Source organism: Streptomyces sp. UH6, assembly GCF_013421635.1.
Lineage (GTDB): Bacteria > Actinomycetota > Actinomycetes > Streptomycetales > Streptomycetaceae > Streptomyces > Streptomyces abyssomicinicus.
Genome location: NZ_JACADT010001176.1, coordinates 1 through 1,583 on the forward strand (window position 1 = coordinate 1; position 1,583 = coordinate 1,583).

Annotated in this window: 2 protein-coding genes; one reads left to right on the plus strand and one right to left on the minus strand. The window is 72.2% G+C overall.

The annotated features are described in order from the left end of the window. A partial coding sequence (locus HW445_RS30350; protein ID WP_180224011.1) for a citrate synthase 2 occupies positions 1–695 on the minus strand: 695 nt, incomplete at its 3' end. 174 nt (positions 696–869) lie between these two features. Between HW445_RS30350 and pdxH the strand changes: the two genes are divergently transcribed. Continuing rightward, positions 870–1,583: pyridoxamine 5'-phosphate oxidase (pdxH, locus tag HW445_RS30355; protein WP_374939724.1), on the plus strand; the 714-nt coding region annotated here is incomplete at its 3' end.

Sequence of the window (1,583 nt, forward strand, 5' to 3'; positions counted from 1 at the left end):
CCCCGCACGTAGGCATCCGCGTCCCCGGTGCGCTCGATCTCCTCGATCATGCCCAGCACCCGCGAGGGCGCGCCGCCGTGCAGCGGGCCGGACATCGCGCCGACCGCGCCGGAGAGCGCCGCGGCCACGTCCGCGCCGGTGGAGGCGATGACGCGGGCGGTGAAGGTGGAGGCGTTCATGCCGTGCTCGGCGGCCGAGGTCCAGTAGGCGTCCACGGCGGCGACGTGCTTGGGGTCGGGCTCGCCGCGCCAGCGGATCATGAACCGCTCGGCGATGGAGTTCGCCTTGTCGATCTCCTTCTGCGGCACCATCGGCACGCCCTGGCCGCGCGCCGACTGGGCGACGTAGGAGAGCGCCATGACGGCGGCCCGGGCGAGGTCGTCACGGGCCTGTTCCACGGAGATGTCCAGCAGCGGCTTCAGCCCCCACACCGGGGCGAGCATCGCCAGGGCCGCCTGCACGTCGACGCGGACGTCGCCGGAGTGGACCGGGATGGGGAAGGGCTCGGCGGGCGGCAGGCCCGGGTTGAACGAACCGTCGACCAGCAGACCCCAGACGTGACCGTAGGTGACCTTGCCCACCAGGTCCTCGATGTCGACGCCCCGGTAGCGCAGGGCGCCGCCCTCCTTGTCCGGTTCGGCGATCTCCGTCTCGAACGCGACGACTCCTTCGAGCCCGGGAACGAAGTCGGACATGTGCGGCTCCTCGACGGTTGAAGGTCTGCCCCGTGCCCCGGATCGTATCCAGGAGTGCCACTTTTGGGGAGAGGCGCGGCACTGAGTGCCACCAACGGGTCCCGGGCGCGCTGCCGCGGACTTCTCCGTACCGTTCCCCCCGCTTCACCGGACCGCGACCGAACGCACCTGCGCATACGGCAAGATGATCGCGTGAACGACCGAGAAGCCGCCCTCGACAGGTCCGACGACACCGTTCTCGCCCCCGTGCCCGACCCGGCCGCGATGCGCAGGCAGTACCAGGCGGAAGGGCTGGTCCGGTCCCAGCTCGCCGGCACGCCGGTGGAGCAGTTCGGCCGCTGGTTCCGGGACGCGACGGAGAACCCCGCGGTGTTCGAGCCCAACGCGATGGTGGTCTCCACGGCCGACGCGGAGGGCCGCCCCAGCTCCCGCACGGTGCTGCTCAAGCACGTCGACGACCACGGGTTCGTCTTCTACACCAACTACGGCTCCCGCAAGGGGCGCGAGCTGACCGAGAACCCGCACGTCTCGCTGCTGTTCCCGTGGTACCCGCTGGCCCGGCAGGTGATCGTGACCGGTGTCGCCACCCGCACCGGGCGGGACGAGACGGCCGCCTACTTCCGCACCCGGCCGCACGGCTCCCAGCTGGGCGCCTGGGCCAGTGAGCAGTCCACGGTGATCGGCTCACGCGAGGAGCTGGACCAGGCCTTCGCCGACCTGGACGCCCGCTATCCGGCCGACGAGCAGGTGCCGGTGCCGCCGCACTGGGGCGGGTTCCGCGTCGCGCCGCGGAGCGTGGAGTTCTGGCAGGGCCGCACCAACCGGCTGCACGACCGGCTCCGTTACGTCGCCCGCCCCGGCGGCGGCTGGCGGATCGAGCGCCTCAGC